The 23113-nt window shown below is 63.0% G+C and carries 17 protein-coding genes and 1 pseudogene; 9 read left to right on the forward strand and 9 right to left on the reverse strand.

Annotation, left to right across the window (positions count from 1 at the left end):
* Positions 1–2 precede the first annotated feature (2 nt).
* Positions 3–2111: a BTAD domain-containing putative transcriptional regulator gene (locus tag C7G61_RS29605; protein ID WP_108520441.1), complete on the forward strand. Its 2109-nt coding sequence runs from the start codon at positions 3–5 to the stop codon at positions 2109–2111.
* Positions 2112–2129: 18 nt separating this feature from the next.
* On the opposite strand, the gene C7G61_RS29610 is transcribed toward C7G61_RS29605, so the two are convergent.
* Positions 2130–2543, reverse strand: coding sequence for a hypothetical protein (locus tag C7G61_RS29610; protein ID WP_108520443.1), 414 nt, complete (start codon positions 2541–2543; stop codon positions 2130–2132).
* 42 nt (positions 2544–2585) lie between these two features.
* Positions 2586–4145, reverse strand: coding sequence for a peroxidase family protein (locus tag C7G61_RS29615; RefSeq protein WP_108520445.1), 1560 nt, complete (start codon positions 4143–4145; stop codon positions 2586–2588).
* Between the two features lie 411 nt (positions 4146–4556).
* Between C7G61_RS29615 and C7G61_RS29620 the strand changes: the two genes are divergently transcribed.
* A complete protein-coding gene (locus tag C7G61_RS29620) occupies positions 4557–7226 on the forward strand; it encodes a M1 family metallopeptidase (protein ID WP_244608523.1) in 2670 nt (889 codons plus the stop codon).
* Between the two features lie 146 nt (positions 7227–7372).
* Positions 7373–8250: pseudogene (locus C7G61_RS29625) on the forward strand (dihydrodipicolinate synthase family protein).
* Between the two features lie 2 nt (positions 8251–8252).
* On the opposite strand, the gene ftsH reads toward C7G61_RS29625, so the two are convergent.
* Positions 8253–10094 (reverse strand): ATP-dependent zinc metalloprotease FtsH, encoded by a 1842-nt coding sequence (gene ftsH, locus C7G61_RS29630; RefSeq protein WP_108520544.1) that lies wholly within the window; start codon positions 10092–10094, stop codon positions 8253–8255.
* Between the two features lie 337 nt (positions 10095–10431).
* Here ftsH and C7G61_RS29635 point away from each other — a divergent pair, with 337 nt between their 5' ends.
* Together C7G61_RS29635 and C7G61_RS29640 are read left to right on the forward strand one after the other, a co-directional pair.
* Complete coding sequence (locus C7G61_RS29635; protein ID WP_108520449.1) at positions 10432–11535, forward strand: S1C family serine protease; 1104 nt, start codon at positions 10432–10434, stop codon at positions 11533–11535.
* A 146-nt stretch (positions 11536–11681) separates the two neighbouring features.
* On the forward strand, positions 11682–14009 hold the full coding sequence (locus C7G61_RS29640) for a xanthine dehydrogenase family protein molybdopterin-binding subunit (RefSeq protein WP_108520452.1): 2328 nt from the start codon (positions 11682–11684) through the stop codon (positions 14007–14009).
* A gap of 122 nt (positions 14010–14131) precedes the next feature.
* Here C7G61_RS29640 and C7G61_RS29645 read toward each other — a convergent pair whose 3' ends face one another.
* Genes C7G61_RS29645 through C7G61_RS29655 form a run of 3 tightly spaced genes read right to left on the reverse strand, consistent with a single transcriptional unit; the run spans position 14132 to position 17358 of the window.
* Positions 14132–15328 carry an acyl-CoA dehydrogenase family protein gene (locus tag C7G61_RS29645; protein WP_108520454.1) on the reverse strand — a complete coding sequence of 399 codons (1197 nt, stop codon included), beginning with the start codon at positions 15326–15328 and terminating at the stop codon, positions 14132–14134.
* A 13-nt stretch (positions 15329–15341) separates the two neighbouring features.
* Positions 15342–16490: an acyl-CoA dehydrogenase family protein gene (locus C7G61_RS29650; RefSeq protein WP_108520456.1), complete on the reverse strand. Its 1149-nt coding sequence runs from the start codon at positions 16488–16490 to the stop codon at positions 15342–15344.
* A gap of 19 nt (positions 16491–16509) precedes the next feature.
* Positions 16510–17358, reverse strand: a complete 849-nt coding sequence (locus C7G61_RS29655; protein ID WP_108520458.1) for an enoyl-CoA hydratase — start codon at positions 17356–17358, stop codon at positions 16510–16512.
* Between the two features lie 163 nt (positions 17359–17521).
* On the opposite strand from C7G61_RS29655, the gene C7G61_RS29660 reads away from it, so the two are divergent.
* The 3 genes from C7G61_RS29660 to C7G61_RS29670 are packed head-to-tail and all read left to right on the forward strand — an operon-like array spanning position 17522 to position 19536.
* Positions 17522–18130 (forward strand): LemA family protein, encoded by a 609-nt coding sequence (locus C7G61_RS29660; RefSeq protein ID WP_108520460.1) that lies wholly within the window; start codon positions 17522–17524, stop codon positions 18128–18130.
* Between the two features lie 22 nt (positions 18131–18152).
* Complete coding sequence (locus C7G61_RS29665) at positions 18153–19037, forward strand: TPM domain-containing protein (protein WP_108520463.1); 885 nt, start codon at positions 18153–18155, stop codon at positions 19035–19037.
* A gap of 1 nt (position 19038) precedes the next feature.
* Positions 19039–19536 (forward strand): TPM domain-containing protein, encoded by a 498-nt coding sequence (locus C7G61_RS29670; RefSeq protein ID WP_108520465.1) that lies wholly within the window; start codon positions 19039–19041, stop codon positions 19534–19536.
* A 245-nt stretch (positions 19537–19781) separates the two neighbouring features.
* Here the strand turns inward: C7G61_RS29670 and C7G61_RS29675 are convergent, their stop codons facing one another.
* The 3 genes from C7G61_RS29675 to C7G61_RS29685 all read right to left on the reverse strand — a co-directional run bounded on the left by C7G61_RS29675 (position 19782) and on the right by C7G61_RS29685 (position 21789).
* Positions 19782–20396 (reverse strand): glutathione S-transferase family protein, encoded by a 615-nt coding sequence (locus C7G61_RS29675; RefSeq protein WP_108520467.1) that lies wholly within the window; start codon positions 20394–20396, stop codon positions 19782–19784.
* 209 nt (positions 20397–20605) lie between these two features.
* On the reverse strand, positions 20606–21418 hold the full coding sequence (locus C7G61_RS29680) for an MBL fold metallo-hydrolase (protein WP_108520469.1): 813 nt from the start codon (positions 21416–21418) through the stop codon (positions 20606–20608).
* Positions 21415–21789 carry a Crp/Fnr family transcriptional regulator gene (locus tag C7G61_RS29685; RefSeq protein ID WP_108520471.1) on the reverse strand — a complete coding sequence of 125 codons (375 nt, stop codon included), beginning with the start codon at positions 21787–21789 and terminating at the stop codon, positions 21415–21417. The genes C7G61_RS29680 and C7G61_RS29685 overlap by 4 nt, the downstream gene beginning before the upstream one ends.
* Before the next feature lie 238 nt (positions 21790–22027).
* Between C7G61_RS29685 and C7G61_RS29690 the strand changes: the two genes are divergently transcribed.
* Positions 22028–23056, forward strand: coding sequence for a hypothetical protein (locus C7G61_RS29690; RefSeq protein WP_420836805.1), 1029 nt, complete (start codon positions 22028–22030; stop codon positions 23054–23056).
* The last annotated feature ends 57 nt before the right edge of the window (positions 23057–23113 follow it).

Here is a 23113-nt window from a genome sequence, read left to right on the forward strand (position 1 = left end):
GCATGCCGGCCAGAACAAACGCCATGACAGCGGACAAGGCCACGGCGGCGCCCGAAAGCGCGCCGCGCCTTTCGGTGTCGCTGGTTGGACGGCTCGGCGTGCGGTTCAACGGCCGGGCGGTCGAACTGCGAACCCGCAAGGCCGGCGCGGTCCTTAGTTACCTCGCGCTGTCGGAGATGAAGCAGGAGAGCCGCGAGCGGCTGGTCGGCCTGCTCTGGAGTCGTTCGGACGAAGAAAAGGCGCGCGCTTCGCTGCGCCAGGTCGTTCGCGAGCTGCGGTCGATGCTGGAGGAGGCCGGATATGACGGCTTCGTCGCGGAGCGGCTGATGATCGGCATCGACGTCGGACGCATCGAAGTCGATATCGAAAGCGTGATCCAGCTCGCCGAAAGCGGGCGCGTTCACCCGCTGCTGCTCGATACGCCACAGCTCGACGGGCGGCTGCTCGAAGGAATGGACGATCTCGACCCGTCGTTCCGGGTCTGGGTACTGGCCAAGCGGCAGACCATCCATGAACGGCTGATGCGAAATCTCGATGAAGGTCTGACCTCCGCAAGCGTTCCCGCCGATTCCAAAAAAAGGATTGCAGCCGCGATCGTCAATCTCGACCCGACCCATGAATATGCCTGCCGCTATCTGATGCGGGCGCATGCGGAAGAGGGCGACACGGCCGGTGCGTTGCGCATCTACAAGGCGCTGTGGGATCTCTTGGACCGCGACTACGCGATGGAGCCGTCGTCGGCCACCGAAGAACTCGTCGCGAACATCAAGCTCGGCATTCTGGAGCGCGCGCCGGTCGATCGGGCCGCGTCGGCAGCGAATGACGAATTCGCTGTCAGGATGGTCAGGGGGACCGCTCACCAGCCGGTGGCCCCGATGTCGCCATCGGTCAATGCGTCGGCCAGGATGCGCCTGGTGCTGCTGCCCTTTGCGATGCATGGCGTCGACGAGGACCACAGCCATCTGGTGCAGGGGTTCTCCCAGCATCTCGCCGCCTGTCTCGTGCGCTTCCGCGAATGGAGCGTGGTTGATCGTCCGCCCGCGGCCGTCGTGCTTCCCGCCTCGGGCACGGCGCCGCAATACTGCATCGAAACCACCGCCTACCAGGCGGGCGCCGAAATCAACATCGTGATGGTGTTGCGGGACGATACCTCCGGGATTTACGTCTGGAGCGAAAGCTTCCGGCTCGGCCTCGGAAACTGGTTTGAAACCCAGCAGCGCATCATCCGCCGCATCGCGACTTCCTTGAACGTGCAGTTGTCGACCGAGCGGCTGATGCGGCTGGCAGGCGAGCCCGACGTTTCACTCGATCTTCACGACCGCTGGCTGCGCGGCCAGAATCTCATCACGAAGTTCGACAAGGAAAGCTGGCAGCGGGCGGTCGCGATCTTTCGCGACTCGATCCGGGAAAATCCTGCTTTCTCGCCGTTCTACAGCAGCCTTGTGCAGATGAACAACATCGAGCATTTCGTGCATCCCGGGGTCCTTCGCAATCTCGACAAGGCAAAGGCGACCCTTGAACTGGCGAAAATCGCCGTTGAACTCGATCCGGTTGATTCCAGGGCGCATCTCTGTTGCGGCTGGTCATATACGTTTGCGTTGCGCGAGGCCGAGGCGGCGCCGCACATGGACCTCGCTTGCGAGCTGAACGACAACGATCCGTGGACGCTGCTGTCCAGCGCTCACTATTGCGCTTTCTGCGGCTCGATCGAACAAGCTCAGCTACGCGCCAGCCAATCGCTTGCCCTTTCGCTGGCGCCCTCACGCCTCGAATGGGGCTATCACTGCATCATTCACTACCTGTGCGGCGACTATGCGGGCGCCATAGAGGCCTGCGACCGCGCCTATAATGTCATTCAGACGCTGCCCGCATGGCGTGCGGCCGCGCTGTTCGAGCTGGGGCAACCCGAGTTGGCGCGCGAGGAAGCGCAGCGATTTCTGAACGGCATTCGCTCGTTTTGGGTTGGGTCAGACCCGCCGACCGACGTGGCCATCACACGCTGGCTCCTGCAAGCGCACCCCATCACCATCAGGGCGCGGTGGGAAACCCTGCGCCGCAGCCTGCGCGGCGCCGGGTTCCCGGTCGAAGGCATTGCGCCATTGTACTGGTGACAAGGCCGCTCGTGGATTTCAGGCGCAGGCGCTTATGGTGTAGTCGCCGATACGTTCGGCATGCACCCTGAACTTCTCGCTCTCCGGGATCACGGGATCCATACCGTTGAACAGGCGCTTGTAGAACGGCGGAAGCGGATAGGTGGCGCCGGGCTGGTTGAGCAGCGCCTCGGAATCCTCGATCATCACCTTCGGCGGCAACTTTACCGTGATCGTGTCCTGTTCCTGCTTCACGAACGTGATGTGCTTGAAGCGATCCGGCACGATGGCGAATACCTGGGCCTTGGCGAGCTGCTCCTTGAACTCGTCGATCGTCTCCGGCAGCGGATAGGCGTTGTCGTCGTCGAGGTAGTTCGTGCCGGTCGCCCAGGTCTTCACCAATTTGCCCCAACGCTCATGGTTGGTCACCTGTAGCCTTTCGATGCGCTGCATGGTCTTAGTCCTCCGGGTTGGGTGAGACGGAACAATTCCGCTTCACAAGAATGCAGGCACGGCCTGCTGTAGTTCGGCGATTTCGGTGGTGAACTTCACCAACTGCGCCATGCTTGAGATGTCGGGAATTTCCTGGAAAATATTCACCGGATAGTATTCGCGAGACAAATCGGCAAGCTGGCCTGCGAGCGCGTCGCCGCCGGATGAGCGCGGATCGCCTGCGAGCGCGCCGAAAATCACTTCCGATACGATGGTCGAGCCGAGCGGTCCCAGACGCTGGCCCTCCGCCTGCGGTTGCTGCATCGCTTCGAACAGGATGAAGAAGGGCAGCGGGGGATCGTTCGAAAGGGTTTCGATGTCTTCGGCCGTCAGCGCGCCATACGCCGGCGCGGCGACCAGCCAATCGCGGAGCTGGCTGACGCGATAGGAGCGGTCGGCAAGCAGGCGTGACATGGCGATGAACTGCGGTTTCCGGGTCGCGATCTCGGCAATCAGCGCGTCCACCGACCACATGCCGGCGATCCCGGCGCCGAGCAGATCACGGTAGAGCAGGCCAACCCGCTCGGTCTCGTCGAACGCCGGAAAGATCTGATCGTTGCCCAACCCGTCGCTGAGATACGGTCCGATGCGCCGGCTGAAGTTCGGCTTGGTTTCATTGATCTCGAAGAAGCGCGACCACTGCACCATCCAGGTTTCATCGAGCGGCATGTTGACCGGATCGTTTGCAGAAGTCTTTTCAAGCGTGCTGTAGAGGTCCTGAATTGACAGATCATTGATGCAGTATTCGTGTCGCACCATGGCGTGACCGAAGCGAAACGCGCCGTGCGAGAACTCGAACGGAATTTCCCAGTCGCCGTTCGCAAGACCCTGGCTGGATTCATCAGGCCGATCGATGAAATGCGGAGCCGGCCCGCTATAGGCCGCATAGATCGCCGGGTGAATGACCCGCCGCATCAGATCGTTGCGGAGAATGTTGTGGTAGATCAGCGTAACGGCCTCGCGGGCGCACAGGAAGCGCTTATAGGCGGCGCCGAACTGGCCGTTCGGCCCGCTATTGCGTTCCTGCCGGCGTATGAGGTCGATCAGGGCGTTGTGCAGCAGCGCGAACAGCGCGGTCAGCTGCGACATCACGGCGTGATCGTCATTCCGCGGATCGGCGACCAGCGCCTCCGTGAGCGCAACGCGGACACCTGCAATGCTGCGGTCGATCCCCGTCACGTTCTCGGCCCGGGTCCGTGCGATGTCGCGAAACGGGCAGCCGGTCACGGGTTCATTCTCTTTCCAGCGCATTCGCCCGAGCCGCAGCTTGGTGCGCCGGTCGTCACTCGGCGCGTCGAGCGCGTAAATATGCGGCGATCCGACAGGACCGCTTCCGAACAGGGTTTCCAGCCGAAGCGGCGCACGGCGTGCATTGGCGGTGCCGGCGCCAAGGCCCCCCGAAACTGAAAGCGGGATCGCCGAATGAACCAGATCGTGCGCCACGAATTGCAGCAGATAGGTGTAACCTGAGGGGATCAGCGGGTTTTCCCAGTGCTCTGCCGATCCACTGCGGTGGGGCGGCCAGTGTATTTCGGCATCCATCCGGCGCGACAGGCGATGCATCAGTGCCCGGAGTTTCGGCAGATGTTCAGGTGAAGTGAGCGGGTCGATCCCGAACGCGCGGAAGCGCTGCGATGGGTTTGGGGTCCCGAGGAAGTGACGAAAACCGGGAGCTGCTGTTGCTCGAGCAGAATCGCGCGTGTCGAACTCGGAAGTTCGGAAAGAGGATGCGTCAGCGACTTTCTGCAGAGCCATCAAAACTACTCTCGCGCTTGGTCGGGCGGCGAGACTGCGAAGAAAGTCGTGAAATTATCGTGAGTTAAATCGTTAGAACCCTGTGAACATCTGTGGACATCTTTAACCGATTGCCTCAGCCGGATGCTGCGCGACGCGGCGCGTCCTCGCTGTTTCCCGGCAAGCGAAGCATCTATATGGTCCGGCATCCCGTTGTACCGGCTGACATAGGAGCTTGGCGTGAAGCTTATCCAGACAGCATCGTTGACAGCACCCTTGGCGCGATATGTCGGCACAATGCTCGCACTGATGTTGGTCGTTTCAGGCGCCGTGCGAGCCGAGCCGGTTTTCTCATTCGACGCCACGCCGGGCAAACTGTCGAAGACAGTCGTTCCGATCAACTATTCAATCGAGCTGAGACCTGACGCCGAGAGCCTCGCGCTTCCCGGCGTCGAAGTGATCGACATCGAGGTGCGCGAACCGACAGCACGGCTGACGCTCAACGCCGTCAACACGACGTTTGCTTCCGTTACCGCCGACGATAGCATCGAGCGCGCCGACGTCGCGCTCGATGCCGCGGCCGAGACGGTCACGTTCACTTTCGCGCAGCCGCTCGCAGCGGGCGCGCATCGGCTGCGGATCGAGTTTACGGCGCGGATCAACAAGTTCGATCGCGGTTTCTTCTTCGTCGATTATCCGACCGACAGCGGCGTGAAGCGGCTATTGACGAGCAAGCTCGAGCCGGCGGATGCGCGGCGGATATTTCCGTGCTGGGACGAGCCGGCGTTCAAGGCGAGCTTCAAGTTGACGGTCGTGATCCCGCGCCATTTGCTCGCCGTCGGCAACATGCCGATCACGAAAGAGGAGCCGCTGGAGCCGAACCTGAAGCAGGTCGCTTTCGCGGCTACGCCAAAAATGTCGACCTATCTGTTCGTGCTGACGGTGGGCGAACTGGAGCGTATCACGGCGGAAGCGGACGGCGTGACGATCGGCGTCGTCGCCACCACCGGCAAGGCTGCGCAAGGGCAGTTCGCGCTCGACAGTGCGGTGAAGCTGCTCGCCTGGTTCAACGACTATTTCGGTGTCAAATATCCGCTGCCCAAGCTCGACCTGATCGCGGTGCCCGGCGGCTTCGGCGGCGCCATGGAGAACTGGGGCGGCATCACCTTCTTCGAGAGCCGGCTGCTGTTCGATCCCGCGACAAATCCGGACAGCGCGCGGCGCGGCATCTTTTCCATCATCGCGCATGAGATGGCGCATCAATGGTTCGGCGATCTCGTCACCATGGCGTGGTGGGACAATCTCTGGCTCAACGAGGGCTTTGCGACCTGGATGGCGACGAAGGCTGCGGAGCAGTTTTATCCGCAATGGCAAAGCTGGCTGAACGGTTACGGGGCGAAGCAGTTCGCCATGGGGCTCGACGCCCGGCGCACCTCGCACCCGATCCAGCAGCCGATCGCCAACGAGAGCGAGGCCATGATCGCGTTCGACGCCATTACCTACAACAAGGGGCAGGCGCTGATCCGCATGCTGGAAAATTACCTCGGCGAAGCGGCGTTCCGCGACGGCATCCGCGCCTACATGTCCGCGCATGCCTACGGCAACACCACCACGGCCGATCTCTGGCGGGCGCTGGAACGCGCGGGCCGCAAGCCGGTGACCGATATCGCTGCGTCCTTTACCGAACAGGATGGTGTGCCGCTGATATCAGCCGAAACCGCCTGCAACGGCGATGCGCAGCGGCTGACATTGCGGCAGGGCCGTTTCGTGATCGCGCCGGCGCGGGCGGCTGCCTTGCCGCCGCGCAACTGGCAAATACCGGTTGCGGTCGGGCCGGTGGGCATGGCGCAATCGGCCGATGTCGTGCTGCTGCACGGCTCGACCGAAGTCCCGGCCGGATCCTGTGGCGAGGCGACCAAGGTCAATCTCGGCGACATCGGTTACTACCGGGTCGAGTACGGGCCGGCGAGCATGGCCGCGCTGGCAAAGGCGCTGCCGCAGATGTCGCCGGCAGACCGCGTCAATTTCCTCGCCGACGGCTGGGCGATGGTGCAGGCCGGCCGCGCCGAGCCGTCATCCTATCTCGGCCTGGTCGAGAATATCGGCGTCGATGACCGCCGCCCGGTGTGGGATCAGATCATCACGGCATTCTCCGCGCTCAACCGTCTGTCGCGCGATCGGCCCGAGCGTCCGGCGCTGCAGCGTTACATCAGCGCCAAATTGCGCACCGTTTTCGACCGGCTCGGCTGGGACGGCAGCGGCTCGGGCGACGACGACAACACCCTGCTGCGCGGCAGCCTGATCTGGACACTCGGCGAGCTCGGCGACGAAGCGATCATTGCGGAGGCGAAGCGGCGGTTCGCCGGATTCCTCAGCGATCCGCAATCACTGCCGGGGGCTTTGCGCGATTCCGTTACCCATGTCGTCGGCATCACGGCGGATCGCGCGACCTACGACACGCTGCTGACGCTGGCGCGCAAGAGCACCGTCACCAATGAGCGATTGCGCTATTACTATGCGGCGGCCGCCGCGCGCGATCCGGCGCTGGCACATGCGACACTGGCGCTGACACTGACCGACGAAGTGCCGGGCACGATTCTCACCGGCCTGATCGGTTCGGTCGCTTCCTCCGGGGAGCAGCCTGATCTGGCCTGGGATTTCCTGCAGAAGAACTACGATGCCTTGTTCGCAAAGCAGGGACCGCAATTCCGCGACCAGTTCATTGCGAACTTCATGACGAACTTCAGCGACGAGCGCCATGCCGCCGAACTCGCCGCCTTTGCGCCGGTGCAGGCGACGTCGGGCGGGCGAGCGATGGTGGGCCGGGCGCAGGAAGTGATCGCGATCTCTGCCGACCTCAAAGCCCGCGCGCTGCCGGCGGTCGATGCCTGGATCAAGGCGCGCAAATGATGGAGCGCTTCGCATGTTTCTTGCGAAGCGTTGCCTTGCGCCGGCATTCCGGATAGCCATGGCTAGTTAAGATCATGGCTAGTCAAGATTATGGCTAGTCAAGATTATGGGTGGTCAAGACTTCCCGCTTGAGGCATTTTTCTTCGATGGCTGATTTCCACGGCGTCTTTCCCTATCTGGTCTCGCCGATCGATGCGTCGGGTGAGATCCGCACGGAGGTGCTGGGCCGGCTCTGCGATGACCTTATCAAGGCGGGCGTGCATGGGTTGACGCCGCTCGGATCGACCGGCGAGTTCGCCTATCTCAACCAGGCGCAGCGCGCGGCCGTTGTACAAGCCACCATCGAAGCCGCAAAGGGGCGCGTGCCCGTGATCGCCGGCGTCGCCTCGACGTCGACAGCGGACGCGGTGGCGCAGGCAAGGGCGCATCAAAAGCTTGGCGCCGACGGCATTCTCGCGATCATGGAGGCATATTTCCCGGTCGCCGACGCGCAGGTCGAGTCTTACTTCCGCGCCATTGCCGACGCCGTCGACATTCCCGTCGTGATCTACACCAACCCGCAATTCCAGCGCTCCGATCTGACGCTCGATGTCATCGCCCGCCTCGCGACCCATCCGCGCGTTGGCTACATCAAGGATGCCTCGACCAACACCGGCCGGCTGCTGTCGATCATGAACCGCTGCGGCGACAGCATCAAAGTGTTCTCCGCGTCCGCCCACATCCCGGCGGCGGTGATGCTGATCGGCGGGTTGGGCGCTGGATGGCCGGTCCGGCCTGCATTATTCCGCGGCAAAGTGTCGAACTCTATAACCTCTGCAAGGCGGCGCGCTGGGATGAGGCGATGGCGCTGCAGCGCAAGCTGTGGCGCATCAACGAGGCCTTTGCGCGGTTCAATTTGGCGGCCTGCATCAAGGCGGGCCTCGACATTCAGGGCTACGCGGTCGGCGATCCCGTTCCGCCGCAGGCGGCGCTGACGGCTGACCAGCGCAAGGTGGTCGAGGCGGCACTGCGCGACCTCGCATAGGCCTAAATGGCCCGCAGCGCCTCTTTCGGCGTTTCGCGGATCAATGCCTCGAGATCGCTCTGCTCCAGGGTCTCCTTCTCCAATAGTTTTTTCGCTGCCCGATCAAGGATCGCGCGTCGCGCTTTCAGGATGCCCTGCGCGCGCTCGAACACCCGATCGACGATTGCGCGGACCTCTTCGTCGACGGAAGCGGCGGTCTCGTCGGCATATTCGCGCTCGCGCAAGGGGTAGGGACGGTCGGCGCCCGCGAGGAAATTGCCGGGGTCGCGCTCATAGGCGACGCTACCGAGCTTTTCCGACATGCCGTAGCGCGTCACCATGCTGCGGGCGATGTCGGTGATGCGGCGCAGGTCGTCGGCGGCACCGGTGGACAGATGATTGAACACGATCAATTCCGCCGCCCGCCCGCCGAGCAATACCGCCATCTTGTTCTCCAGCTCCTCCTTGGTCATCAGGAAGCGGTCTTCGATCGGGCGCTGGATGGTATAGCCGAGCGCGCCGACGCCTCTGGGAATGATCGACACCTTGTGCACGGGATCGACACCGGGCAGCGACAGCGCAATCAGAGCGTGGCCCATCTCGTGATAGGCGACGATCTCGCGCTCCTTCGGATTGAGCAGCCGGTTTCGCTTCTCTAGTCCGGCGACCATGCGCTCGACCGCGTTGTTGAAGTCGGCCATCGCGACCGCGCTGGCGCCGCGGCGCGTTGCGAGCAGGGCGGCTTCATTGACCAGGTTGGCGAGATCCGCACCCGTAAATCCCGGCGTAAGCGCGGCCACCGCCTCGACATCGACACCTGGATCAAGCTGCACTTTTTTCATATGCACCTTGAGGATCTCGATGCGTCCCTTCTTGTCGGGGCGGTCGACCAGCACCTGGCGATCGAAGCGGCCCGCGCGCAGCAGCGCTGGATCGAGGATTTCTGGCCGGTTGGTCGCGGCCAGAATAACCAGGCCCGAACGCGAGTCGAAGCCGTCGAGTTCGACCAGCAATTGATTGAGTGTCTGCTCTTTTTCATCGTGCCCGCCTGCAAAGGGCCCAATGCCGCGGGCGCGTCCCAGCGCATCGAGCTCGTCGATGAAGATGATCGCCGGAGCTTTCTGGTGCGCCTGCTGAAACAGATCACGTACCCGCGCCGCGCCGACGCCGACGAACATCTCGACGAACTCCGAACCGGATATCGAGAAGAACGGCACCTTGGCTTCGCCGGCGACGGCCTTGGCCAGCAGGGTCTTGCCGGTGCCGGGTGGGCCGACCAACAACACGCCCTTGGGCATGCGTCCCCCAAGCCGCCCGTAGTCGGTCGGGTTTTTCAGGAAGTCGACGACCTCGCGCAGTTCGTCCTTGGCTTCGTCGACGCCGGCAACATCGGAAAAGTTCACGCCGGTATCGGCCTCGACATAGATCTTGGCCTTGCTCTTGCCGATCGCCATCAGGCCGCCGCCAAGGCCGCCACCTTCTGCGGCGCGTCTGGCGATGTACCACCACAGGCCGAAGAACAGCAGCACCGGCATGACCCATGACAGCAGGTCTCGCAGGAACGTGCTCTCGATCTGGCCGGTGAATTTTACGCTATATTTCTCGAGCTCCTGCGCGGTCTCCTGATCGACGCGCGTGGTGACGAACTGCTTTTGTCCGCCGGACAGCGGCTCCTTCAAGGTGCCCTGCACGGTGCGGTCGGAGATGCCGACGCTCTCAACCTTCCCCTGCTTCAGTAGTTGCTGATATTCGCTGTAGGGGATGATGGCGATCTGGCTAGCCATGGAGATAAAGTATTGGATCACAAAGATGGCAAAGATTGCAGCGATCGCATATCCGACGTTGAAACGGGTCTTGTTGTTCATCATCGAATTGTTGCTCATGACCAAACTCCGCGCACATCCTCACAGGAAGACCGCGCCGGGACATTTGCCTAGTCAAGAGAACCCACGGCGAGACCGGGATGGCTCCATGACAATGGGAACAGCAAGGTTTGGTTTCAATGGCAGGCTGACGGCTTGCAGGGCACATTTCGCCACCTAAATCACTGCTGGGAAAACGAACTTCAGTGCACCGGCAAGTCGCTGAATAACCAGAAACTTTCGGCTGTTCTGGGCGTTTGGCTATTTGGGCCCTTCGAATGGCCGACTTGCTTTCACATTTGCCCTTCGCACGCGAGCGGCATGACCAGGTGAGTGATCGATGAACCGTCGCTTCGTGCTCTTTGCAGCCATTGTCGCAGGCGTGTTGGTGGCGCTGACCGTCTCCAATATCAATATTCGCTACGGCCCATGGACCAACTCGACCGCCCGGACCGTCGATCAGCGGGGACCGCTGTCCGAGGCTGAGCGCGCCAACATAGAGCTTTTCGAGCGCGTCTCGCCGTCGGTGGTGCAGGTCGCGGCGCGATCCGCTGTCACCAATCCATTCGCCGAGGACGAAGGCGCGGAAGCCGGCGCGGCGGCCTCGGGGACCGGTTTTGTCTGGGACAATAACGGCCACGTCGTCACCAACAATCACGTCGTCCAAAATGGCCGCGAGGTTGCCGTTCGCTTCGCCTCAGGCGAGGTGGCCCAAGCTTCAATCGTCGGCGTGGCGCCGAACTACGACCTCGCGGTGCTGCGGATCAGGAATCCCCGCCAACTGCCACCGCCGGTAGCGCTCGGCAGTTCGAACGATCTCAAGGTCGGTCAAATTGCGTTTGCGATCGGCAACCCGTTCGGTCTCGACCAGTCGCTGACCAGCGGCATCATCAGCGCGCTCAAACGCCGGCTGCCGACCAGCAGTGGCCGTGAGATCACCAACGTGATCCAGACCGATACGGCGATCAATCCCGGCAATTCGGGCGGCCCGCTGCTGGATTCGGCGGGGCGGTTGATCGGCGTCAACACCGCTATCATCTCGCCTTCGGGCTCCAGCGCTGGTATCGGATTCGCGGTCCCGGTCGATATCGTCAATCGCGTGGTCCCCGAACTGATCAAGAATGGCCGCGTGCCGACGCCCGGAATCGGCATCGTTGCTGCCGGTGAAGCGGTTACGACCCGCATGGGCGTCGAAGGGGTGATCATCGTTCGCACCGCGCCGGGCAGTCCGGCAGAACGTGCCGGCATCCGGGGCGTCGATTTTGCCTCGGGCGCGCTGGGCGACGTCATCGTTCAAGTCGATGGGAAGCCGGTTCACCGTCTTTCCGACCTGACCGACCAGATCGAGCAGGTCGGCGCGGGCAAGAGCGTCCGCATCACGCTGAAACGCGGCTCGGATACGCGCGATGTTAATGTCGATATCGTGGATATCGGCCGCGGCTAGTAGTCCCCATTAGCGGCATTCTGCCCGTTCGCGGCCCCGCGCCCGGCGCGTTGGCGCATTTATTGCAGCGAATTGAATGAGTTGTCTCGAGCGGAAAAACCGCTAAAACCCCGCCCGATCCGACAAGAAGCTCGAAGGACAAGCAGATGAACATTCTTCCCGGCAATATGCGTTTTGGTGCGGGCCAGCCGGTCAAGCGTTTGGAAGACCAGAGACTGCTCACCGGGAAGGGGCAGTTCATCGACGACAAGCCGGAGGAGGGCGCGCTGTGGCTCTATGTGCTGCGCTCGCCCCATGCCCACGCCAGGATCAAGTCGATCGACACCAAGGCCGCGCTTGATATGGCCGGGGTGGAGGCCGTCTACACCGGTGCGGATTTGGTGAAGGACGATATCGGCACCCTGCCTACTCTCGCGATCTTCAAGCGGCCGGACGGCAAGCCGATGACGGTGCCGCCGCGGCGGCTGCTGGCCCATGAAATCGTGCGCTATGCCGGCGAGGCGGTGGCGGCAGTGGTCGCGTCATCGCGGGTGCTGGCGCAGACGGCGGCCGAGGCGATCGAAATCGACTACGAGGTGTTGCCCTCCGTGGTCGATCCCATCGAGGCCGTGAAGCCGGGCGCACCCGCGGTGTGGCCCGAGGCGCCCGACAACATCGTGGCCGCCATGAGCTACGGCGATACCGCCAAGGTCGAAGAAGCGTTTGCAAACGCGGCGCATAAAGTTTCGCTCGATCTGGTCAGCCAGCGGCTGGTGCCCTCGGCGATGGAGCCACGCTCGACGATCGCCGAGGTCGAGAAGAAAACCGGCCGGTTGATCCTGCATGTGCAGTCGCAAACCCCGGGCTCAACCCGTGACCTGCTCGCCGAATCCATCCTGAAGCGGCCGAAGGAGAGCGTTCGCGTGCTGGTTGGCGATATCGGCGGCGGCTTCGGCCAGAAGACGAGCCTCTATCCCGAAGATGGCATCGTCGCCTACGCCGCGACCAGGCTGAACAGGAAGATCCGCTGGCGCGGCGACCGCACCGACGAGTTCGTCGGCGGCACCCATGGCCGCGATCTCACTTCGACCGGCGAATTCGCGCTCGACGCCAAAGGCCGCGTGCTCGCCTATCGCGTGCGCTCGATCGGCGGCACCGGAGCCTACTCGTCGGGGACCGCGAACATCATTCCGCTGGTGCTCGGCCCGTTCGTGCAGACCGGCGTCTACGACCTGCCGTTGGTGCATTTCGAAGTGAAGTCGGTGATGACCAACACCGCGCCGGTCGGCGCCTATCGCGGTGCGGGGCGGCCCGAGGCGGTGTTCATCGTCGAGCGCCTGATGGATGCTGCCGCGCGGCAGATCGGCATGGACCCGCGTACCATCCGCAAGGTGAACTACATCAAGCCTGCGCAACTACCTTACACCAATGCGGTCGGCCAAGTGTACGATTCCGGCGCCTTCGGGCACATGCTGTCGCGCGCCTCGGAGCTTTCGGACTGGGACGGCTTTGCCGCGCGCAAGAAGGCGGCGAAGAAGAAGGGCCTGCTCTACGGCCGCGGCCTCACCAGCTACATCGAATGGACCGGCGGGCGCGCGCACACCGAAAAGGTCAGCCTGCATGCCACTGCAGAAGGCCGCATCATCCTGCATTCCGGCACCATGGCGATGGGGCAGGGCCTTCAGACCACCTACACCCAGATGGTGTCCGACACGCTCGGCATCCCCATGGACAAGATCGACGTGGTGCAGGGCGACACTGATCTGGCGACCGGCTTCGGCAGCGTCGGCTCGCGCTCGCTGTTCGTCGGCGGCACGGCGGTCGCGGTTTCGAGTAACGACATGATCAACAAGGCGCGCGAGAAAGCCTCGAACGTGCTCGAAACCTCCATCGAGGATATTGAGTATCGCGACGGCTGGCTGACGGTGGTCGGCACCGACAAGCGCATCAGCCTGTTCGAAATCGCGAAGAATGAAAACGGCGCGCGACTGTCCGTCGATTCCGAAGGCGAAGTCGACGGGCCAAGCTGGCCTAACGGCACGCATATCTGCGAAGTCGAGATCGATCCGGAAACCGGCGTCAGCAAGGTGGTGCGCTACACTACCGTCGACGACGTCGGCATCGCGGTCAACCCGATGCTGGTGACCGGCCAGGTGCATGGCGGCGTCGCCCAAGGCATTGGGCAGGCGCTGTACGAGGGCGTCGCCTACAGCGAGGAAGGCCAGCTATTGACCGCGAGCTACCAGGATTACTGCGTGCCGCGCGCCGACGACATCCCGCCGATTATCGTGACGCTGGATGATTCCGCGCCGTGCCGCACCAATCCGCTCGGCGCCAAGGGCTGCGGCGAGTCCGGCGCAATCGGTGGCCCGCCTTGCGTCACCAACGGTGTGATGGATGCCTTGAGCGAACTCGGCATCAAGCAGCTCAATACCCCGCTGACGCCGGCGAAAGTGTGGCAGGCGATAAGGGATGCGAGGGCTGCGGGCGGATAGGCACGTTCTCTCAACCCGTCATTCCGGGGCGCGCGCTAGCGCGAACCTCAGATGTGCAAGTGCACATCGGGAATCTCGAGGTTCCGGGTTCGATGCTTTGCATCGCCCCGGAACGACAACAATCACAATCCCAGCACCATCTTCGCCACGATATCCCGCTGGATCTCCGACGAGCCGCCGAAGATCGTATACGCGCGGCTGTTGAGATATTCCGGCACCACCGGCAGCAATTCCTCCGGGATTCCCGGCGCCTCGTTGAGCCGGTAGAGCGGCCGCACCGGCTCGACATAGAGGCCGTCATTGCCGATCACGTCGACGCCGAGCCGCGTCACGGCCTGGCGGATTTCGCTGACGCGCAGTTTTAGCAGTGACGACACGGCGCCGGGATTTTGTCCGGTCTGCAACGCCGACAGCACCCGCAGTTCGGTCATTTCAAGCGTATCGATATCGACCTCGATCTCGGACATCCGCACCGCGATATCGGGATCGTCGATGGCGCAGCCGGTGGCGTCGGATTCGGCAAGATCGGAAATCGTCTTCAGCGCGTCGCGCAATTTCGCCGAGGCGATGCCGGCGCCACGCTCGAACTCGAGCAGGTATTTGCCATAGGTCCAGCCTTTGCCTTCCTCGCCGACGCGGTTCGCGACAGGCACGCGCACCTCGTCGAAGAACACCTGGTTGACCTCATGGTCGCCGCCGATGGTAAGAATCGGCCGCGTCGTGATGCCCGGGGTCTTCATGTCGATCAGGATGAAGGAGATGCCGTCCTGCTGCCGCTCGGTCTCGCTGGTGCGCACCAGCGCGAACATGCGGTTAGCGTGATGGGCATGCGTGGTCCAGATCTTGGTGCCGTTGACGATGTAGTCGTCGCCATCGCGCACGGCGCGGGTCTTCAGCGACGACAGGTCGGAGCCGGAGCCCGGCTCAGAATAGCCCTGGCACCAATAGTCCTCGCCGGAGAGAATTTGCGGCAGGTAAAAGTTCTTCTGCTCGGGCGAACCGAAGCCGATGATGACGGGGCCGACCATCTTGACGCCCATCACGTTCACATTGGGCACGCCGGCGCGGGCGCATTCGGCCTCGAAGATCCAGCGCTGCGACGGGGTCCAGTCGGGGCCGCCATGGTCAACCGGCCAACCCGGCGCGCCCCAGCCCTTCTTGTGAAGCGCGCGCTGCCAGGCCATGCCGATATCAGGATCGGAGAATACCGACGGCGTCAGCGCGGTGGCGCGTTTCATTTCCGGCGTGAGATTGGCCGCGATGAATTCGCGCACCTCCTTCTCGAAGGCGCGCTCCTCAGCGTTGAAAGCAAGATCCATGGTGCGCTCCTTTTCAGGTCTGAACGGCACGGCCGCCGAGCGCGGCGTGACGGCGATAGTGATGGGCGCTGCCGCCAAACAGCGTGTCAAAGGCGAGCAGTCGCTTGAAGTAGGCGCCGATATCGAGCTCCTCGGTGACGCCCATGGCGCCGTGAAGCTGCACCGACTGCTCGGCGACGAAGCGCGCGCATTTGCCGATCTTGGCTTTCGCACCCGAGGCCGCCCGGCTGCGCGCGACTGGTTCGGCGTCGGCCATCAGCGCGGCGCGCAAGGCCATCGAGCGCGCCTCGTCGCATTGCATCGCCATATCAGCGAGGCGATGCCGGATCACCTGGTTGGCGGACAGCGGCCGCCCGAACTGTTTTCGAATTTTGGTGTATTCGAGCGTCTGGTCGAGCAGCGTTTGCATGATGCCGACGGCCTCGGCGCCAAGTGCGGCCATGGCGCGGTCGATCACGGCTTCGATCGCGGGCAACGCGTCACCGCCGTCGCCGAGCAGGGCGTCTGCAGGAAGCTGTACATCCCGGAGATCGAGATTGCAGGCCCGGCCGCCACCAAGCCGCGGAAAGTCGCGTGAGGTGAGGCCGCGCGTGCCTTGCGGCACGAGGAACAGGCAAAGCTTACCTGGCTTGCCATTGCCATCGTCGACGCGGGCCGAGACGATGATCTGTTCGGCGGCGTTGCCGTCCAGCACCGCAATCTTGTGTCCATCGAGGCGCCAGCCGTCAGGCGTCTTCTTCGCGATCGCCCGAACATTAGCCAGATCGAAGCGCGCCTGACGCTCCGAATGTGCGAATGCCAGATACAGCGAACCATCGGCGATCTTTGGCAACAGCGCCTGCTTCTGCGCTTCCGTACCGCATTCCGAGATCAGCGACGCGCCGATCACGACGGTCGAGAGATACGGCTCGGAGACGAGGCCGCGGCCGAACGCTTCCATCAGGATACCGATCTCAATGGCGCCGCCGCCGAGCCCGCCATTGGCCTCCGAAATCGGCAGCGCCAGCCAGCCGAGTTCGGCGAACTGCTTCCAGATGTCGGCGCTGAAGCCGAGCGGATCGCTGGCGACCTTGCGGCGATGATCGGCGGTATAGGTCTCGCTGACGAAGCGGTCGGCACTTTCGCGCAGCAACCGCTGCTCGTCACTTGGGGTAAGGTCCATCTGATCTACTTTGCTCGTTCTATTTTGTTTGTGCCGGTTTTCTGACGGAGGGGTGCAGGCCTGAGGGATCCACGATCATTCCGAATTGCTGCAGGTTATGCGCGTGGCAGAGCTGATGCAGCGCGAACGCCTGCTCGATCGCCGCCGGCTGGCCCATCACGTCGATCGAGCGATTGACGGCTTCTTTTGTCAGCTTCAGCGCGAACGAGGGTTTGGCTGCGATCCTTTCAGCAAGCTTCATCACGAACGAAGAAAGTTCGTCGCGCGGCACTACATGATTGACCATACCGAGCCGGTGCGCTTCGTCCGCGCTCCAGACGTCAGCGGTGAACAGCAATTCCTTGGCCTTGCGTGGGCCCAGTTCCCAGGGATGCACGAACCATTCGACGCCGCAGACGCCCATGGTCACCACGGGATCGCAGAACTCTGCATCGTGGCTTGCGACAATCAGATCGCAGGCCCAGGCCAGCATCAGTCCGCCGGCGATACACTTGCCGTGCACCTCGGCGATCGTAGGTTTCGCCAGATTGCGCCAGCGCCGCGTGATCTGCAGATAGATTTCCTGCTCGCGCGCGAAGCGGCCGTGGGCGTTGGGTTCGGCGAAGCCGCCCCAATTTCCGACCGGCGGAAAATCAATGCCAGCGTTGTTCTTGCCGCCGGGGCGCAGGTCATGTCCTGACGAAAAATGCGGGCCGTTGCCGGCGAGGATGATGACCTTGACCGCGTCGTCCTGCACCGCCTGGTCGAACGCGGCGTTGAGGTCGTAAGTCATCTGCAGGTTCTGCGCGTTGCGCGCCTCGGGCCGGTTCATCACGATCCGCGCGATGCGTGACTCCGGCCGTTCCACGACGATGGTCTCGAACTTCATGACGCCCTCGCGTTTCCCTTATTGTTGGCGGCCATGTTGTAATTTCGGCAAATGATACGCAAGGGCCCTTCGGCTGCGAAACAGACCTGAGGCAGGCTCACACCTGCATACCTGACGCAACCAATCTGGTAGGTTGGCGTTTGATTTCTTTTGGGAGAGCCCAATGCGCAGATTTTGGACCGTGCTGGCGGCGCTGGCGACGCTGAGCCTGACCAATTGCGGTTACAACGCGATCCAGACCAACGACGAGCAGGTCAAGTCGGGTTGGTCGGAAGTGGTCAACCAATACCAGCGCCGCGCCGATCTGGTGCCCAACCTCGTTAATTCCGTGAAGGGCTTTGCGCAGCAGGAAAAGGACGTTCTGCTCGGCGTTACCAATGCGCGCGCCAAGGTCGGCAGCGTCCAGGCGACGCCGGAGGTGCTGAACGATCCCGCCGCATTCCAGAAATTCCAGGCCGCCCAGAGCGAACTCACGAGCGCGCTGTCGCGGCTGTTGGTGGTGACCGAGAACTATCCGCAGCTCAAGTCGGACGCCCTGTTTCGCGATCTGATGGCGCAGCTCGAAGGCACCGAAAACCGCATCACCGTGGCGCGCAACCGCTACATCAAGGCGGTGCAGGACTATAATGTCGGCATCCGCACCTTCCCGAACAATCTGACGGCGATGGCCTTTGGCTACAAGGAGAAGCCGGGCTTCACGGTCGATAACGAGAAGGCGATCTCGACGGCGCCGAAGGTGGACTTCAACCCGACGCCGGCGCCCGCGAAGTGACGGGGTGAGCAGGCGACTTGCGATGAACGCTGCAAGAGCCTCCATTCTCGCGCTACTGCTTTGCTGGGCTTGTTCGGCGCTGGCGCTCGTCGCGGTGCCGGCCTTGAGCGGACGGGTGGTCGATCAGACCGGCACCCTCGCGGCCAGCGACATCGCCTCGCTGACGCAGCAACTGAAGAATCTGGAGACGCGAAAGGGCAGCCAGATCGCGGTGCTGATCGTGCCGACGACGGACGGCGAGGCAATCGAGCAATTTTCGCTTCGGGTCGCGGAAGCCTGGAAGATCGGCCGCAAGAAGATCGACGACGGCGCGCTGCTCGTCATCGCCAGGAACGATCGACGCTTGCGGATCGAGGTCGGTTATGGCCTCGAAGGCGCACTCACCGATGTCACCACGAAGCGCATCATCGACGAGGACATCACGCCGAAATTCAAGACCGGCGATTTCGCCGGCGGAGTTTCTGCCGGGATCAACCGGATAATCCGAGTCGCCGAGGGCGAAAAATTACCCGAGCCGGAGCCGCCGCATTGGCAAAGTCCCGGCCTGTTCAACACCATCGACCCGTTCAATCCTTTCGTCCTTGCCTTCGTGTTCATTGTCGGCGGCGCGCTAAGGGCGTCACTTGGCCGGCTGATCGGTTCGGCCGCGACCGGCGGCTTCGTCGGAGCTTTGGCCTGGCTCCTCGTCGGCAGCCTCGGGGCGGCTGCGGCTATCGGCGTACTCGTGTTCCTCATTTCTGCGTTCATCGATCTGATACCCTCTGGTGGTAGCCGCGGCACACGTGGCGGCTGGTCGACTGGCGGCAGCGATTGGAGCGGTAGTCGCAGCAGCAGTGGCAGTTCGAGCGGCGGCTTCAGTGGCGGCGGCGGCAGCTTTGGCGGCGGCGGCGCATCGGGGAGCTGGTAGCATGAGCATTAGGCGCATCGGCAGGCATCTCCTCGAACACCGCTGGCGGCTGCGGCGCATCTTTCCGCCGCAAGCGCTGGCGAGGATCGAGCAGGCGATCAAGTCAGGCGAAGCCACCCATTCCGGCGAGGTGCGTTTCGTGGTGGAAGGAGCGCTCGATGGCGCGCCGCTGTTTCGCAATCAGCCGGCGCGGGAGCGGGCGCTGGATATTTTTTCGCAGTTGCGGATCTGGGACACCGCGCACAATAACGGCGTGCTGATCTATCTTCTGCTCGCCGATCGCGATGTCGAAATCGTCGCCGACCGCGGCATCAACGCGAGGGTGGGCACAGCGGGCTGGGAAAGAATATGCCGGGAGATGGAAACGGACTTCAGAGCAGGGAATTTCGAACGCGGCGTGATCAAGGGGATAGAAGCCGTGTCGCGCGAATTGGCCACGTATTTTCCGAGGAGCGGTAGCGGCTCGAATGAACTGCCGGATACGCCAGTGGTGATGTAGCTCACCGCCACCCTAAACCAATGGATAGTCGGCACATCCGTTTCCATGGTGTGAGCCTACCTCGGTACGGTTCGGCAATACCTGCGCGCAATGGCGTCAGCCGGCACCGGGTGCTATTGATCAAAATAGTTCTAGCAACGGAATGCAAAGCAACGGAACCGGACCCACGAGCCGGCAGTTGCAAGACAGGGTCGGCGGCGTAACGCCCGCCGGCCTTTTCTTTTGATGAGGGACGATTGCTCCGTTCACGCCTTCGCCGATGGCCGCTCTCCCACACGCGCCATCCATGCGACGATATTGGCATTGGCGGGATCGAGCGGCTGGCCGACCTGGCCGGCGAAATCGAGCCAGCCATAGAGCAGGATGTCGGCCAGCGTGAAGCGCTTGCCGCAGAGATAGTCGCGGCCGTCGGCCATCTGGCCGTTGAGCCATTGCAGGCGGTTGGCAGCGATCATCTTCAGCCCGGGCGAGGCCTCAGGCGCGCAGGGAATTCGTTTTTCGAAAAACTTGAGACCTTCGCCGAAGCGAAAGCCGTTGCCCAGATGCTCGCAGATGTTGAGGTCGACGCGGCGGGTCCACATCCGGCATTCGGCGCGCTCCTCCGGTGTCGTCCCGATCATCGCGGGGGCCGGGTGCTTCTCTTCGAGGTATTCGCAGATCGCGGTGATCTCGGACAGATAGTTGCCGTCGTCGAGTTCGAGCGTCGGCATCTGGCCGTGCGGATTGCGCTTCAAATGCTCGGCTTCACGGTTCTCGCCCTTGCGCAGATCGACGATCTGCTTCGGCACCTCGATGCCCTTTTCCGCCATGAACATGCGGACGATGCGGGGATTCGGTCCGACCGAGTCGTAGAACTTCATGATGCTGTCTCTCCCTTATTTTCTTGTGATGGTTGTGGGAGCCGTTGAACATTCCGCCGCAGCGTTTGTCAAATGGCGCGCTATTGGCGGCCTGGCACCGCAGAGCCGAGACCGAGCGTAGCCCGGATGGAGCGGAGCGTAATCCGGGGCTGTCCTGAATTGTTGCGTGCTGTTCCCGGATTGCGCTTCGCTCCATCCGGGCTACGGGCCTAGCTGTCGTCGAGCTTGTTGAGGTCGCGAACCGATTGCATGATCGGTTCGAAATTCGCCCGCGCATCCAGTGCGTCGAACAATTGCGCAGTGTCCGACAGCAATCCGTGCGAGCGCTGGATCGCGATCCGCACGTCGTCCTGCGGGGTGTCGGACAGTCGCCCGTGGCCCGACAGCAAGATCTTCGAGTTCAGGCCCTTCAGCCGCTCCAGCGACTGGATGTAATCGGCGATGCTGCCGGAGCCGAACACGCCGCCCATCACGCCGCCCGGCATCAGCGTATCGGAGGCGAACAGCAATCCCTTGTCCGGTTCGAACAGCGTGATGCAGGCCGAGGTGTGGCCGGGCGTGTACATCACGCTGAGGCGGAAATTGCCGAGGTCGATCAAGTTGCCTTCTTCCAGCCAGAGATCGATATTGATCGGCACGTTCGGCTCGTTGAACATCTTGCGCAGCATCGAGAAGTCGTCGCGCAGCATGATCTTGTTGGCGGCCAGCCGATGTGCGGCGATGAAGGCGCGGCCGTGGAAATGATAGGCCGCGCCGATGTGGTCGAGATGCTCGTGGCTCAGCACCACCATGTCGATCTTCTCGGGCGGGCAGTCGAGGTGCTCGAGGCATTTCACGAGATGCGGATAGTTCGACGACAGCCCGGCATCGATCATGATGGTGCGCGAACTGCCGCGCACCAGATAAGCGTTCGCCGCGCGATTCTTGAAGCGGATCTGATAGACGTCTTCGGCGGCCTGGATCAGCGTGCAGACCTCGGTCTCGAACAGCGTCTTGAATGGGCTCGGCTTCCGCTCGCTCATGAATTGGCCGCGGCTCTGAAGGTGACAGCGTTCGACGCGCGCAACCGTTTACTGAGCGCATCCATGATCATCAGCGCAAAGGCCGGCTGCTGGCTGACCAGGTAAACGAAGCGGGCATGGTTGATCCGCATCACGCGGGTGTTTGGGGCGGCCGCAATGGCGGTTGCCGAACGGGACGAGCCGTCGATGACAGCCATCTCGCCGAAAAACTCACCCTTGCCGAGCGTGACGATCACCGTCTTGCTGGGGCCGTTCATCTTGGCGATCTCGACCTGGCCGTCGAGCACCACGAACAGTTCCCGCCCGGTCGAGCCTTCCTCAAAAATGACGTCATCTACATCAAACTCATTGATGCATTTCTCGATGGTCATGGTGGCCACCTGCCTTTCTGGCTGGTTGGTCCATGTTAGTCGGGAAACAGACCGGCGCAAACGGAACCAGCAAGGATGCCGCGGGGCAGCATTAGGCGGCTCGGTACCGGGCCGGCCGACATTTGCGGCCCAAAACCGGGCCGGAAGAGTTCCTAAAATTTCGGTAAGGCCGCCACCGGTAAGGATTTGGCAAGTAATAAAAGTTACCAAATGGTCAATCAATTCTGGAGAATCTAACGTGAGCGATCAGCAACCCCAGCCCGCCAGCGGTGAGACCGGAACTCTTGGCGCCGGGCCGGCCACTCCCGACATGCCTGCGCCAGGCGAGCCGGTGACGGCCGCGGCGGAGGTCGAGGCGGCAAAACTCGCGCCCGAGCAGGAAGAGACCTCGCCGAAGCCCGATGTGGCCAAGGACGCCCCGAAGGTGGACGCCGTCAAGATGGAAGCGCCAAAGGTCGAGGCCTCAAAGGCTGAGCCTCCCAAGATCGACGCCGTGAAGCCGGAAGCGCCGCGCTTTCCCGGCAATGTGACGATCATGTCGCCCGGCGACCGCGTCGGAGCCGATGCGAAGGCTGCGCCGGCGGAAGGATCGTCCGGCAAGCGCCGATTCGGGGCGATGGCCGCCGTGGTCGCGCTGGCGACGGTGGCGGGTGCGCTTGGTGGCGCGCTGGCAACCGCGGGGTTTGGAAAGCTGATGGCCGGAGAATCGGCTCAAGCCTCAGTCCAGGCGTCGGCAAAGGACAGCGTGCTCGAAGCCTCGGTGGCACGGATCGACGCCGAGATCGTCGCGCTGAAATCAAGCCTCGAGCATAATTCCAAGACGACGACGGGCCAGCTCAACAAGGCCAGCGACCGCCTCGACAAGGTCGAGAAGGCGCAGGCCGAGCCCGGCGCGAAACTCGCCAAGCTCAGCGAGACCGTCGACAAGCTTCGCGCCGCTCAGGCGTCCACGACGGCTGCCGCTGCGCCGGCTCCTGCGAAGGAAGTCACGGGGTCGATACCGCAGCAAGCCGCAGCCGCCGCGCCGCCTGCGGCTCCTCCTACCTCTGGAGCTCCGCCCAAGCCCGAGGTTGCCCGGCTGCCGACGGTCGAAGGCTGGGTATTGCGGGACGTCGCCAACGGCAGCGCCCTGATCGAGGGCCGCCGCGGCATGTACGAGGTCTATGCCGGCGATCCCATTCCCGGCCTCGGCCGTGTTGACGCCATTCGCAGGCAGGACGGCCGCTGGGTGGTCGTGACCAGCAAGGGCCTGATCGTCGCGCGCTGACGGGACGACACATGAACAGGAAGGCGCTTCACGGCGACGTGAAGCGCCTTTTTTCTT

Origin of the sequence: Bradyrhizobium algeriense (assembly GCF_003062295.1) — a bacterium.
Lineage (GTDB): Bacteria > Pseudomonadota > Alphaproteobacteria > Rhizobiales > Xanthobacteraceae > Bradyrhizobium > Bradyrhizobium algeriense.

Coding starts and splice junctions, on each gene's coding strand:
- C7G61_RS29605 (WP_108520441.1), top strand. CDS start 3: ATGCCGGCCAGAACAAACGCCATGACAGCGGACAAGGCCACGGCGGCG.
- C7G61_RS29610 (WP_108520443.1), bottom strand. CDS start 2,543: ATGCAGCGCATCGAAAGGCTACAGGTGACCAACCATGAGCGTTGGGGC.
- C7G61_RS29615 (WP_108520445.1), bottom strand. CDS start 4,145: ATGCATCGCCTGTCGCGCCGGATGGATGCCGAAATACACTGGCCGCCC.
- ftsH (WP_108520544.1), bottom strand. CDS start 10,094: ATGAACAACAAGACCCGTTTCAACGTCGGATATGCGATCGCTGCAATC.
- C7G61_RS29635 (WP_108520449.1), top strand. CDS start 10,432: ATGAACCGTCGCTTCGTGCTCTTTGCAGCCATTGTCGCAGGCGTGTTG.
- C7G61_RS29640 (WP_108520452.1), top strand. CDS start 11,682: ATGAACATTCTTCCCGGCAATATGCGTTTTGGTGCGGGCCAGCCGGTC.
- C7G61_RS29645 (WP_108520454.1), bottom strand. CDS start 15,328: ATGGATCTTGCTTTCAACGCTGAGGAGCGCGCCTTCGAGAAGGAGGTG.
- C7G61_RS29650 (WP_108520456.1), bottom strand. CDS start 16,490: ATGGACCTTACCCCAAGTGACGAGCAGCGGTTGCTGCGCGAAAGTGCC.
- C7G61_RS29655 (WP_108520458.1), bottom strand. CDS start 17,358: ATGAAGTTCGAGACCATCGTCGTGGAACGGCCGGAGTCACGCATCGCG.
- C7G61_RS29660 (WP_108520460.1), top strand. CDS start 17,522: ATGCGCAGATTTTGGACCGTGCTGGCGGCGCTGGCGACGCTGAGCCTG.
- C7G61_RS29665 (WP_108520463.1), top strand. CDS start 18,153: ATGAACGCTGCAAGAGCCTCCATTCTCGCGCTACTGCTTTGCTGGGCT.
- C7G61_RS29670 (WP_108520465.1), top strand. CDS start 19,039: ATGAGCATTAGGCGCATCGGCAGGCATCTCCTCGAACACCGCTGGCGG.
- C7G61_RS29675 (WP_108520467.1), bottom strand. CDS start 20,396: ATGAAGTTCTACGACTCGGTCGGACCGAATCCCCGCATCGTCCGCATG.
- C7G61_RS29680 (WP_108520469.1), bottom strand. CDS start 21,418: ATGAGCGAGCGGAAGCCGAGCCCATTCAAGACGCTGTTCGAGACCGAG.
- C7G61_RS29685 (WP_108520471.1), bottom strand. CDS start 21,789: ATGACCATCGAGAAATGCATCAATGAGTTTGATGTAGATGACGTCATT.